General features: G+C 75.4%; 10 protein-coding genes. All 10 read left to right on the forward strand.

Annotated elements, in window-relative coordinates; genetic code table 11:
* Position 1 precedes the first annotated feature (1 nt).
* The 10 genes from J4E96_RS07145 to J4E96_RS07190 are packed head-to-tail and all read left to right on the forward strand — an operon-like array spanning position 2 to position 12,075.
* Positions 2-925, forward strand: coding sequence for a TlyA family RNA methyltransferase (locus tag J4E96_RS07145; RefSeq protein ID WP_319637758.1), 924 nt, complete (start codon positions 2-4; stop codon positions 923-925).
* Positions 922-1,875: an NAD kinase gene (locus J4E96_RS07150; protein ID WP_227425075.1), complete on the forward strand. Its 954-nt coding sequence runs from the start codon at positions 922-924 to the stop codon at positions 1,873-1,875. Before J4E96_RS07145 ends, J4E96_RS07150 begins: the two co-directional genes overlap by 4 nt.
* 2 nt (positions 1,876-1,877) lie before the next feature.
* Entirely contained in the window at positions 1,878-3,599 is a 1,722-nt protein-coding gene (recN, locus tag J4E96_RS07155; protein WP_227425076.1) for a DNA repair protein RecN, read from the forward strand.
* Between the two features lie 6 nt (positions 3,600-3,605).
* Entirely contained in the window at positions 3,606-4,790 is a 1,185-nt protein-coding gene (gene steA, locus J4E96_RS07160; protein WP_227425077.1) for a putative cytokinetic ring protein SteA, read from the forward strand.
* 49 nt (positions 4,791-4,839) lie between these two features.
* Positions 4,840-5,865, forward strand: a complete 1,026-nt coding sequence (locus tag J4E96_RS07165; protein WP_227425078.1) for a copper transporter — start codon at positions 4,840-4,842, stop codon at positions 5,863-5,865.
* Positions 5,862-6,746 (forward strand): hypothetical protein, encoded by an 885-nt coding sequence (locus tag J4E96_RS07170; protein ID WP_227425079.1) that lies wholly within the window; start codon positions 5,862-5,864, stop codon positions 6,744-6,746. The genes J4E96_RS07165 and J4E96_RS07170 overlap by 4 nt, the downstream gene beginning before the upstream one ends.
* Positions 6,743-8,452, forward strand: a complete 1,710-nt coding sequence (gene murJ, locus J4E96_RS07175; RefSeq protein ID WP_227425080.1) for a murein biosynthesis integral membrane protein MurJ — start codon at positions 6,743-6,745, stop codon at positions 8,450-8,452. Before J4E96_RS07170 ends, murJ begins: the two co-directional genes overlap by 4 nt.
* Positions 8,445-9,734 (forward strand): glycosyltransferase family 4 protein, encoded by a 1,290-nt coding sequence (locus tag J4E96_RS07180; protein ID WP_227425081.1) that lies wholly within the window; start codon positions 8,445-8,447, stop codon positions 9,732-9,734. Before murJ ends, J4E96_RS07180 begins: the two co-directional genes overlap by 8 nt.
* A 6-nt stretch (positions 9,735-9,740) precedes the next feature.
* Positions 9,741-11,417, forward strand: coding sequence for a CTP synthase (locus tag J4E96_RS07185; RefSeq protein ID WP_227425082.1), 1,677 nt, complete (start codon positions 9,741-9,743; stop codon positions 11,415-11,417).
* Between the two features lies 1 nt (position 11,418).
* Complete coding sequence (locus J4E96_RS07190) at positions 11,419-12,075, forward strand: NUDIX domain-containing protein (protein ID WP_227425083.1); 657 nt, start codon at positions 11,419-11,421, stop codon at positions 12,073-12,075.
* Positions 12,076-12,093 lie beyond the last annotated feature (18 nt).

Raw genomic sequence — 12,093 nt, forward strand, 5'->3', positions numbered from 1 at the left:
CGTGGCCGAGCCCACCCGAGTCGAGGGCACACCGGTGGAGCGCACCCGCGTGGACAGCGAGCTGGTCAGGGCCGGCCTGGCCCGGTCCCGACGTCACGCCGGCGAGCTGATCGCCGCGGGCCGGGTCAGCGTGGACGGCGTCGGCGCAGGCAAGAGCTCGACCCCGGTCGCCCCCGGGCAGGTCGTCGCGGTCGAGGCCCGGCCGGACGACGCCCCGGACTACGCCTCGCGTGCCGGGCACAAGCTCGCCGGGGCCCTCGACGAGCTCGGCCTGCGCGCGCCGAGCATCGCCGGCCGGCGTTGCCTCGACGCGGGCGCCTCCACCGGGGGCTTCACCGACGTGCTGCTGCGCCGGGGGGCGGCGCACGTCGTCGCCGTCGACGTCGGGCACGATCAGCTCGTCCCCGCGCTGCGCGCCGACCCTCGGGTCACCGTCCGCGAGGGCGTCAACATTCGCAACCTCGCCGCGGGTGACCTCGGCGACGCGCCCGCGCTCGTTGTCGGCGACCTCTCGTTCATCTCGCTGACCGTCGTGCTGCCGGCGCTCGTGGCCGTCGCGGCGCCCGGCGCCGACTTCCTCCTGCTCGTCAAGCCCCAGTTCGAGGTCGGCCGGGAACGGCTCGGCCCGGGCGGGGTCGTGCGCGAGCCCGAGCTGCGGGCCAAGGCGGTGCACGACGTCGCGCAGGCGGCCGCCGGGCTCGGCCTGCGGGCCGTCGCCGTCGTCGCGAGCCCGCTGCCCGGCCCGAGCGGCAACGTGGAGTTCTTCCTCTGGCTCGTCGGCGCCGAGCAGTCGCCCGACGCCGGCGCGCCCACTGACGCCCACGCTGACGCCGACGCGCCCGACCTCGACGCGCTCATCGCCGCAGCCGTCGCCGCCGGCCCGACGGGCGCGAACGCCGGCTGGACGAGCGGGGTGCCGCGATGACCCGCCGCGCACTCGTGGTCACGCATCTCGGCCGGTCGGAGGCGCTCGCCGCGACGGAGGAGGCGATCCGCGAGCTCGAGCGGGCCGGTTTCGATCTCGTGCTCGACTCGGTCGGGGTCGACCTGACCGACGTCGAGATCGCCGTCGTGCTGGGCGGCGACGGCACGATCCTGCGCGCCGCCGAGCTCACCCGGGGCACCGACATCCCCCTGCTCGGGGTCAACCTCGGGCACGTCGGGTTCCTGGCCGAGAGCGAGCGCGAGGACATCGGCGAGGCCATCCGGCGGCTCGCGGCCCGCGACTACGAGGTCGAGGAGCGCACGACGCTGGACGTGCGCATCACCGTCCCCGGGCTCGCGGAGCCGCTGCACGACTGGGCCTTGAACGAGGCCACCGTCGAGAAGGCGGACCGGTCGCGGATGATCGAGGTCGTCATCGAGGTCGACGGGCGGCCGCTGTCGACGTTCGGCTGCGACGGGGTGGTGATGTCGACCGCGACCGGCTCGACGGCGCACGCCTTCTCGGCCGGGGGACCGGTCGTCTGGCCGGACGTCGACGCGATGCTGCTCGTCCCGCTGTCGGCGCACGCGCTGTTCGCCCGACCGCTCGTCGTCGGGCCGTCGAGCGTGCTCGCGCTCGAGGTGCTCGCCCGCACGGGCGCCGTCGGAGTGCTCAGCTGCGACGGCCGCCGGCGCACGCACCTGCCCGTGGGTGCGCGCGTCGAGGTCCGGCGCAGCCCCGTGCCGGTCCGGCTCGCGCGCCTGAGCCAGGCCCCCTTCACCGACCGGCTCGTGAGCAAGTTCTCGCTGCCCGTCGAGGGCTGGCGCGGGCTCCCGGCCCACCATGGCCGCGGCGCCGAGCACGCGCCCGGCACCGAGCACGCGCCCGGCACCGAGCACGCGCCCGGCACCGAGCACGCGCCCGGCACCGATCAGGCGCGGGAGGGCTGACCATGCTCGAGGAGCTCCGGATCGAGAACCTGGGCGTCATCGCGCGCGCGCGGGTCGCCCTCGGCCCCGGGCTCACCGTGCTGACCGGCGAAACGGGCGCGGGAAAGACGATGGTGCTCACCGGACTCGACCTGCTGCTCGGCGGCAAGGCCGATCCCGGCACGGTGCGCACGGGCCAGGACCGCGCGGCGGTCGAGGGTCGCGTCAGCATGAGCCCCGGCTCCGCGGCCGCCGAGCGCGCGGCCGACGCCGGAGCCGAGCTCGACGACGACGGCACGCTCGTCCTGCTGCGCACGGTCGCGGCGGAGGGCCGCTCGCGCGCGCACCTCGGCGGCCGCGGCGTCCCGCAGGCGGTGCTCGCCGAGTTGGCCGAGGACCTCGTCACGGTGCACGGGCAGGCAGATCAGTCACGGCTGCGCTCGCCCGCGCGCCAGCGGGAGGCCCTCGACGCGTTCGCCGGGCCCGACCATCAGGGCGTCCTCGTCGACTTTCGCAGCACCTGGGCGGAGCTCGCGCGCCTGAGCACCGAGATCGAGGAGCTCACGACGCGCGGCGCCGACCGCGCGCACGAGGCCGACCTGCTGCGGCGGGGACTCGACGAGGTCGAGCGCGTCGCCCCCCAGCCGGGGGAGGACGTCGAGCTCGCGGCCGAGGCCGACCGGCTCGGGCACGCGGAGGACCTGCGCGCCGCGGCCGCGGTCGCCCACGATGCCATCGCCGGCGACCCGGATGCCGCCGAGGAGGTCGCGGCGGCCTTCGCCGTCGACCGCGGCCGCCGGGTGCTCGAGCAGGCCGGCGAGCACGATGCCGCCCTCGCTGGGCTCGCGACGCGGCTCGCCGACGTCGGGTACCTGCTCGCCGACGTCGCGGCCGAGCTGTCCGGCTACCTCCAGGACCTGGACGCGGATCCGCGCCGGCTCGAGGCGGTGCAGCAGCGGCGGGCCGAGCTCGGCCAACTCACGCGCAGCTACGGCGAGACGAGCGACGCGGTGCTCGCGTGGGCGCAGGCCGCCGGGCTGCGCCTGCTCGAGCTCGACGGCGGCGGCGATCGCCTCGCCGCGCTCACCGCGCGCCACGGCGAGCTGACGGCCCTGCTTGCCGAGCGGGCCGCGACGCTGACGACCGGCCGGCGCATGGCCGCCGAGAACCTCGCCGCGGCCGTCACGGGCGAGCTGGCCGGCCTCGCGATGGCGGGCGCCCGGCTCACGGTCGACGTCGCGGCGCTGGCCGAGCCGGGGCCCTGGGGCGCCGAGAGCGTCGAGATGCTCCTCGTGCCGCACGCGGGTGCGCCCGCGCGCGCGCTCGGCAAGGGCGCCTCGGGCGGCGAGCTGTCGCGCGTCATGCTGGCGATCGAGGTCGCGCTCGCCACGTCGCCGGAGTCCGGCGCGCGCCGGCCGCCGACGTTCGTGTTCGACGAGGTGGACGCCGGGGTGGGAGGCAAGGCGGCGGTCGAGGTCGGGCGCCGGCTCGCGCTGCTCGCGCGCGGCTCCCAGGTGATCGTGGTCACGCACCTGGCCCAGGTCGCGGCCTTCGCGGACACCCATCTGGTGGTCACCAAGCAGCTCGCCGGGGGCATCGACACGGTCACCGACTCCGACGTCCGGCCGGTCACGGGGACCGATCGGGTGCGCGAGCTCGCCCGCATGCTGTCGGGCCAAGACGAGTCTGCTGCGGCGCGCACGCATGCCGCTGAGCTTCTCGCACTGTCCGGCATGGGACGATGACCCACGATGAGACTGACTTTTCGTAAACACGCGCCCCTGCCCGTCGAGCCCGGAACGGCGGGTCCCGTTCGTGTCGACCCTCGAACCAAGGCCCTGACCAAGCGGCTCCGACCGGGCGACATCGCCGTGATCGACCACCTCGACATCGACCGGGTGTCCGCCGAGGCGCTCGTCGCGTGCCAGCCCGCGGCCGTGCTCAACGCGGCCCGGTCGACGTCGGGGCGGTACCCGAACCTCGGCCCCGAGATCCTGGTCGCCGCGGGCATCCCGCTGGTGGATGACCTCGGCCCCGACGTGATGTCTCTGGTCGAGGGCCGGGTCGTCCGGGTCATCGAGGGTGCGGTGCACGACGGCGACACCGTCCTCGCCGAGGGCGTCGAGCAGACCACCGCGACGATCGCGGCGAACCTAGAGGCCGCCCGCGAGGGCCTGTCCGAGCAGCTCGAGTCCTTCGCGGCGAACACGATGGACTACCTGCGCCGCGAACGCGACCTCCTGCTGGACGGCATCGGCGTCCCCGACATCTCCACCGTGATCGACGGCCGGCACGTGCTCATCGTGGTGCGCGGTTATCACTACAAGGACGACCTCGCGACGCTGCGGCCGTACATCATCGAGTACCGCCCGGTGCTGATCGGTGTGGACGGCGGCGCGGACGCGATCCTCGAGGCCGGCTGGACGCCCCAGCTCATCGTCGGCGACATGGACTCGGTCTCCGACAAGGCGCTGCGCTGCGGCGCGGAGATCGTGGTGCACGCCTACCGCGACGGCCGGGCCCCCGGGCTCGAGCGGGTCGCGAAGCTCGGCGTCGACCACGTCGTGTTCCCGGCGACCGGCACGAGCGAGGACGTCGCGATGCTGCTCGCCGACGACAAGGGCGCCGAGCTCATCGTCGCCGTCGGCACCCACGCGACGCTCGTCGAGTTTCTCGACAAGGGGCGCTCGGGCATGGCGAGCACCTTCCTGACGCGCCTGCGCGTCGGGAGCAAGCTCGTCGACGCCAAGGGCGTCTCGCGCCTGTACCGGGCGCGCATCTCGAACTACCAGCTCATCGGCCTCGTGGCCGCGGGCCTGCTCGCCCTCGTGGTCGCGCTCGCGTCCACCGCGTCCGGGCAGACCATGTTCGGCCTGTTCGGTGCACGGTTCGACGACCTGTTCTCCTGGGTCGGTTCGCTCTTCGGCGGCGCCTGATGCGCCCCGACCGGACCGCCCGACCCGCTCTCGACGAAAAGACCGCACAGTGATCGACTTCCGCTACCACATCGTCTCCCTGATCTCGGTGTTCATCGCCCTGGCCGTCGGCATCGCGCTCGGCGCCGGGCCCCTCAAGGAGGCGATCGGCGACACGCTGACGGGCCAGGTCCAGGCGCTGCGCTCCGACCGGGACGCCCTGCGCGCCGACCTGACGGCCGCCGAGGGCGCACAGGCCGAGCAGCGCAGCTACCTCGAGGCCGCTGGCCCGACGCTCGTGTCGGGTGCGCTCACCGATCGCCGGGTCGCGGTGATCTCGCTCCCGGGCGCGGACTCCGACGACGTCGCGGCCGTCGAGGCGCAGCTCGCCGAGGCCGGCGCGACCGTCAGCGGGCGCGTCAGCGTGACCGACAACTGGACCGACCCCAGCCTGCGCAGCTTCCGCCAGGCGCTCGCCGGCAACCTGGTGCCCTACGTGCTGCCCGCGCCCGCCGAGGACGCCGGGACCGAGGTCGAGCTCGCCGAGGCGCTGGCCGAGGGCCTCACGGGCGCCGACCCGGCCGCGCCGGATTCGCAGTCGGAGTCGGCCGGCCTCATCATCGAGCTGCTCGCCAACGCGGACAGCGCGCTGATCACGGTCGCGGACGAGATCACGGCGCCCGCCGACGCGATCGTCATCGTGACCGGCGCCCCGGCGGACGAGGACTCGACCTCTGCCCCCGTCGAAGACGTCGTCGCCGCCCAGGTCGCGATCGCCGACGCCGCGCAGAACCGCACCGAGGGCGCTGTCGTCGCGACGGCCGACGTCACCTCGGGCGACCTGGTCTCGACGATCGCGAACACCGAAGAGCTGGCGTCGAGCCTGAGCACGGTCAGCGGCATGGACCAGGTGACCGGGCAGCTGTCCGTGCCGCTCGCGCTGAACGCGCGCATCGGCGGGACGGTCGGGCACTTCGGCTTCGGCGACAACGAGTCGCCGTTCCCCGAGCGCACGACGCTCGGACCGGTCGACCGCACCCCGGCCCAGGCCGAGGCCGACCCGGCGTCGGTGGACGGGGCGGGGGTCACCGGTTGAGCGCCCGGGTGGTCCGCCGGCTCGGCGCCGGCGCCGCAGCCGCGCTCGTGACGCTCGGTGCGCGGACGGCGCTCCCGCTGCGTGAGGGCCTGATCGGCGGTCCCGAGCGCTGGAACCGCAGCAACCACCGCGGCGAGCCGGTCAGCCTGCTCGAGGGGCCCGCGGCAGCCGCCGGGCTGCTCGTCGGCGCGGTGCTCGGCGCCACGACGGCGCGCGACGCGGTCGGCGCCGTCGTCGCCACTGCGGGCGGCGCGGCGTTCGGGCTGGTCGACGACCTCACCGAGGACACCGGCGCCCGCACCAAGGGGCTGCGCGGCCACCTCGGGGCGCTCGCGCACGGCCGCGTCACGACGGGTGGGCTCAAGGTGCTCGGGATCGGTGCGACGGCGCTCGCCGCGGCCGCGATCGTGACCCCCGGCCACGGCGCCGACGGCTCGCGCCGGCACCCCCTCAGCTGGGCCGCCGACGTCGCGGCCTCGGGCGCGCTCATCGCCGCCACCGCGAACCTCGTCAACCTGCTCGACCTGCGCCCGGGCCGCGCCGTCAAGGCCGCCGGCCTCGCCGCCGCGCCGATCGCGCTCGCGGGTGGCGCGGGCGCGGGGGTGGCCGGCGCCGTCGTCGGCGCTGCCCTCGGCGCGGTGCGCGCCGACCTCGCCGAACGGGACATGCTCGGCGACGGCGGGGCGAACGCCCTCGGCGCGCTGCTCGGCACGGCAGTCGTGCTCGACGCCCGACGCCCCGTGCGGCTCGCGCTGCTCGCCGGCGCCGTCGCGCTCACCGTGGTGAGCGAGCGGGTCAGCTTCACCCAGGTCATCGCGCGGACCCCCGGGCTGCGCGAGCTCGACGCGCTCGGGCGCCGCCCGGGGGCGTACCCCGCGTGAGCGGCCCGGCATCGACCCGTCCGCTTCGCCGCACGCTGTCCGGCCTCGCCGGCGCGGCGGCGCTCATCGCGCTCATCACGATCGCGGCGCGCGTCGTCGGATTCGGGCGCTGGCTCGCGCAGTCCGCGTCCGTCGGCGCCAACGCGACCGGCACGGCCTACGGGACCGCGAACCTGCTGCCCAACGTCCTGTTCGAGGTGGTCGCCGGCGGCGCGCTCGCCGGGGCGATCGTGCCGCTGCTCGCCGGGCCGCTCGCGAAGAACCTGCGCGGCGACGTCGACCGCATCTCCTCGGCGCTGCTGACCTGGGCGCTCGCGGTCCTGCTCCCGATGTCGGTGCTGCTCGCGCTGCTCGCTCGGCCGCTCGTCGCCCTGCTCATTCCGGCCGCGCGCCCGGACGCCGACCCGGCCGTCACGCAGGCGACCGTGGACCTGGCGGGCCAGCTGCTCGTCGTGTTCGCGCCGCAGATCGTGCTGTACGGCATCGGGGTCGTGCTCACCGGGATCCTGCAGGCCCAGCGCCGGTTCGTCTGGCCGGCCGCGGCCCCGCTCGCCTCGAGCGCCGTCGTCATCGCGAGCTACCTCGTGTTCCACTCGATCGCCGGCGGCTCCGTCAACGACCCCGCGGCGCTGACCCCCGAGGCGGTCGCCTGGCTCGCCTGGGGCACGACGGCGGGCGTCGCGGCCATGAGCCTGCCGCTGCTGATTCCGGTGCTGCACTCGGGCGTCACGCTGCGCCCGACCTTCGCGTTCCCGTCCGGCGTCGGGGTCCGGGCGCGCCGCCTCGCCCTCGCGGGCGTCGGCGGGCTGCTGGCGCAGCAGGCCGCGGTGCTGGTGACGGTCAAGCTCGCGAACTCGCGCGGCGAGCTCGGCGGCACGCTGAACATCTTCCAGTACTCGCAAGCCGTGTACTTCCTGCCGTACGCCGTGCTCGCCGTGCCGCTCGCGACCGCCGCGTTCCCGCGGCTCGCCGAGCACGCCGCGACGGGCGACCTGAAGCGCTACGCGCGCCTCGTGGCCACGAGCACGCGTGCCGTGCTGCTCGTGAGCGCGGCCGGCGCGGCGTCGCTCGCCGCCGCCGCACCGGCCGTGACCTTCGTGTTCTCGGCGGTCGACGCGAGCAACGACACCGCCGCGCTCGCGGCGATGGAGCCGACCCTCGTGTGGCTCGCGCCTGGGCTGCTGGGCTACGCCCTGATCTTCCAGCTCTCCCGGGTGCTGTTCGCGCTCGAGCGGGGACGGGCGGCGGTGCTCGCCGTCGTGACGGGCTGGCTCGCCGTCGTGGTCGCGTCCGTCGTGGCGGTGCTCGCGCTGACCGCCGACGGGCCGAGCGGCGCGGACGCGCTGCGCGGGCTCGCGATCGGCAACACGATCGGGATGACGGTCGCCGGGGTGGTGCTCCTGGTCGCGGTGCGTCGGTCCGCCGGGCCCGCCGCACTGGCCGGCGTACCCCGCACGCTCCTCGTCGCGGGCGCCAGCGCCGCGCTGGGCGCGCTCGGCGGACGCTGGGTCGTGGACTCCGTGCTCGACCTCACCGGCAGCAACGCCGCCTCCGCGATCGTGTCGGCGCTCGGGGGAGCGGCGCTCAGCGTGCTCGTCGTCGTGGCCGCGACCTGGTTCGCCGACCGCACGACGATCCTCGGCGCGCTCGCCGCGGACCGCCCCGGCACGCGCGGCCAGACCGGCCCCGGTGCCCGCCGTGGCTGAGGCAGTCGCCGCCCAGCGCGTCGTCCAGGTGCTCGGGTCGAGCGCCGGCGGCGTCGCGCGGCACGTGGCCCAGATCGCCGAGGCGCTGAGCGAGCCAGGCCCCGCCGGCCCGGGCTCGGTCGTCCGGGTCGCGGGCCCCGCCGGGCTCGCCGCCGACGTCGCGGCCGGAGAGCGGGTCGCCTTCGTGTCCGTGCCGATCACCGCACGGCCCCGGCTCGGCGACCTGGCGGTCGTCACCCGCCTGCGCGGCCTGGCCCGCGGCGCCGACGTGCTGCACGCCCACGGCCTCCGCGCCGGCGCGTTCGCGGTGCTCGCGGCCCGCTCGCTGCGCCCGACCGGGCGCCCCCGGGTCGTCGTCACGTTGCACAACCTCCCGGTCGGGGGGCGCGGCGTGCGCGCGGTCTCGGCGGTGCTCGAGCGCATCGTCGCCCGCGGCGCGGACGCCGTCCTGGGCGTCTCGGCCGACCTCGTCGACCGCGCCCGGGTCCTGGGCGCCACGACGGTCGAACGGGCACTCGTGCCCGCCCCCCAACGCCCCCTGCCGGCCGCCGGCGCGGCCGCTGTCCGCGTCGGCCTGGGGATCGGCGCCGACACCGCGCTCGTGGTCACCGTCGGGCGCCTCGCGCCGCAGAAGGGCCTCGACACGCTGCTCGACGCCGCGACGCTGCTCGGGTCGGACCTGCGTGCGGCCGACCTGCGCGCCGCGGACCGGGCCGCCGACCTGCGCGCCGCGGACCGGGCCGCCGACCAGCGCGCCGCGGACCGGGCCGCCGACCAGGCTGCGGGCGGCCCGAGCGAGCCGGAGATCGGTGCCGGCGCCGCAGTGACCCGCGCCGTCGTGTGGGTCGTCGCGGGCGACGGACCCCTGCATGATCACCTCGCCGCGCGCATCGCATCCCTCGGCGCGCCGGTCCGCCTGCTCGGGCGGCGCACGGACGTGCCCGACCTGTTCGCCGCGGCCGACGTCGTCGTCAGCACCGCGGTGTGGGAGGGCCAGCCGATCAGCGTCCAGGAGGCGCTCCAGCTCGGCGCGCCGGTCGTCGCTACGGACGCGGGCGGGACGCGCGAGGTCACGGGCACCGACGGCGCCGTCCTGGTGCCGGTGGGCGACGCGATCGCGATCTCGACCGCGATCGCCGAGCTGCTCGCCGATGCCGGCGCGCGGGCCGCGCTGTCCGCCCACGCCCGCGCCCGCGCGGCGGCGCTGCCCGACCTGGCCGACGTCGTCGGCCAGTTGCACCGGGTCTACGGCTCACGCACGCCCGTTCATCCGGTAGAGTGAAAGCCCGTGGCAGACCGAGCAAAAAGACTCCCCGGGCGATCGAATAACACGACCCGGCACATCTTCGTAACCGGAGGCGTAGCCTCCTCCCTGGGTAAGGGGCTGACGGCGTCGAGCCTCGGCCGACTCCTGCGGGCCCGGGGTATCCGGGTCACGATGCAGAAGTTAGACCCGTACCTGAACGTCGATCCGGGCACGATGAACCCGTTCCAGCACGGCGAGGTGTTCGTCACCGAAGACGGGGCTGAGACCGACCTGGACATCGGGCACTACGAGCGCTTCCTCGACGTGAACCTCACCGCGCCCGCCAACGTGACCACCGGCCAGATCTACTCGACGGTGATCGCCAAGGAGCGGCGCGGCGAGTTCCTCGGTGACACGGTGCAGGTCATCCCGCACATCACCGACGAGATCAAGCTCCGCATGCGCGCGCAGGCGGGCCCCGACGTCGACGTCATCATCACCGAGATCGGTGGCACGGTCGGCGACATCGAGTCCCTGCCGTTCCTCGAGTCCGCGCGCCAGGTGCGGCACGACCTCGGCCGGGACAACGTCTTCTTCCTGCACGTGTCGCTCGTGCCGTACATCGGCCCGAGCGCCGAGCTCAAGACCAAGCCGACGCAGCACTCCGTTGCCGCGCTGCGCTCGATCGGGATCCAGCCGGACGCCCTCGTGCTGCGCGCGGACCGCGACCTGCCGGAACCGATCAAGCGCAAGATCGCGCTGATGTCCGACGTCGACATCGAGGCCGTCATCGCCTGCGCGGACGCCCCGAGCATCTACGACATCCCGCGCGTGCTGCACACCGAGGGCCTCGACGCCTACGTCGTGCGGCGCCTCGACCTGCCGTTCCGGGACGTCGACTGGGCCGCGTGGGAGAAGGTGACCGACCGGGTGCACAACCCTCAGCACCACGTCGAGGTCGCCCTCGTCGGCAAGTACATCGACCTGCCTGACGCGTACCTGTCCGTGACCGAGGCGCTGCGCGCCGGCGGCTTCGCGCAGAACGCGAAGGTCGTCATCCGCTGGGTCGCGTCGGACGACTGCGAGACCCCGGCGGGGGCGAAGGCCGCGCTCGACGGCGTCGACGCGATCCTCGTCCCGGGCGGCTTCGGCGTGCGCGGGATCGAGGGCATGTTCGGCGCGCTCACGTGGGCGCGCGAGAACCTCGTGCCGACTCTCGGCATCTGCCTGGGCCTGCAGACGATGGTCATCGAGTACGCGCGCTCGTTGCTCGGGCTCACGGACGCGTCGTCGTCCGAGTTCGATCCCGGGACGGAGAACCCGGTCGTGGCGACCATGGCCGAGCAGCTCGCGATCGTCGGCGGCGACGGGGACCTGGGCGGCACCATGCGGCTCGGCTCCTACGAGGCCGTGCTCGAGCCCGGCTCGGTCGTGGCCAAGGCCTACGGGACCGAGCGTGTCACGGAGCGGCACCGCCACCGCTACGAGGTGAACAACTCCTACCGCAAGCAGCTCGAGGATGCCGGCATGGTGTTCTCCGGGCTCTCGCCGGACTCCTCGCTCGTGGAGTTCGTGGAGCTTCCGCGCGAGACGCACCCGTACTACGTCGCGACGCAGGCGCACCCGGAGTTCAAGTCCCGCCCGACCCGCGCGCACCCGCTGTTCGCCGGGCTCATCGGCGCGGCGCTCGAGTTCCAGCACGCCGACGAGATCGCCTGACGTGCCGGCGGACGAGCCGGCCGTGCTCGACCACCTCGAGCCCCGGCTGGTCGTCGGCTCCGAGGTCGCGTTCCACGGGGTGATCTGGGACATCGTGGCCGAGGACGTCGACCTCGGCGGGGTCGACGGCGAGAGCAGGGTCGTGCGCCGCGAGTTCGTGCGGCACCCCGGCGCGGTCGTCGTCATCGTGCTCGACGACGACGAGCGGGTCCTGCTGCAGCGGCAGTACCGCCACCCCGTGCGCCGCGACCTGTGGGAGCCGCCGGCGGGACTGCTCGACATCGCTGACGAGGACGCCCGCGACGCCGCCGCGCGCGAGCTCGCGGAGGAGGCGGACCTCGTGGCCGAGCGCTGGGACGTGCTGCTCGACTACTACACCAGCCCGGGCGGCAGCGACGAGGCGATCCGGGTCTTCCTCGCGCGCGGCATCCGCGGGGTCCCGGCCGCCGACCGGTTCGAGCGCGAGGACGAGGAATGCGACATGCTCGCGCGCTGGGTCCCGTTGACCGAGGCGGTCGCCCTGGTGCTCGCGGGAGCGGTGCACAACCCGTCGACCATCGTCGGGCTGCTCGCCGCCGCCGCGGCGCGCGCGGCGGGCTGGTCGACCCTGCGCCCGGCCGACTCGCCCTGGCCCGAGCGGCAGACCCTGACGCGCTGACCTCGCCCGAGTCGCTGG

Origin of the sequence: Pengzhenrongella sicca, from assembly GCF_017569225.1 — a bacterium.
Lineage (GTDB): Bacteria > Actinomycetota > Actinomycetes > Actinomycetales > Cellulomonadaceae > Pengzhenrongella > Pengzhenrongella sicca.

What these genes read in the sequence shown, in the direction of transcription:
- J4E96_RS07150 (WP_227425075.1), top strand. Translation starts at nt 922, where the DNA reads ATGACCCGCCGCGCACTCGTGGTCACGCATCTCGGCCGGTCGGAGGCG.
- recN (WP_227425076.1), top strand. Translation starts at nt 1,878, where the DNA reads ATGCTCGAGGAGCTCCGGATCGAGAACCTGGGCGTCATCGCGCGCGCG.
- steA (WP_227425077.1), top strand. Translation starts at nt 3,606, where the DNA reads ATGAGACTGACTTTTCGTAAACACGCGCCCCTGCCCGTCGAGCCCGGA.